The sequence below is a fragment of the Corynebacterium silvaticum genome (assembly GCF_004382825.2).
Taxonomy (GTDB): Bacteria; Actinomycetota; Actinomycetes; order Mycobacteriales; family Mycobacteriaceae; genus Corynebacterium; species Corynebacterium silvaticum.
Genome location: NZ_SDQO02000007.1, coordinates 1 through 447, shown reverse-complemented (window position 1 = coordinate 447; position 447 = coordinate 1). Strand labels below are relative to the sequence as shown.

Genomic DNA, 447 nt, shown 5'->3' with positions numbered 1-447 from the left:
TTTGGTGTTCCCGCAGGCCTTCCTCAAGTCGGTAGCCTACGGTGCGATCAGCGCCGTGGGCCTAGCAGCGCTGCTGTCCATCACCGTCTTGCCAGCGCTTTTTGGCATGCTGGGCAAAAACATCGACAAGTGGACGCTGCGCCGCACTTCCCGCAAGGCTACGTCGTTACGCTCCACCGCGTGGTACCGCATTCCAGCATGGGCCATGAAGCACTCCGCGCTGGTCACCGTCGGAATTGTTGCAGTACTACTGGGACTTACTTTGCCGCTTGCCGGCGTGAAATTTGGCGGTATCAACGAAACATATTTGCCACCGAACAACACCGTGCGCACAGCACAGGCCTCCTTTGACAAGAACTTCCCGCACTTCCGCACCGAGCCCATCAAGCTCGTGATCACCGGTGCGACCAACCAACAGCTCGTCGACGTGTATCAGCAGGCCAACGA

Annotated in this window: 1 pseudogene; it reads left to right on the top strand. The window is 58.6% G+C overall.

The window, feature by feature from the left end:
• Nucleotides 1-447, top strand: a pseudogene (locus ET810_RS11860) (MMPL family transporter); the annotation flags it as partial.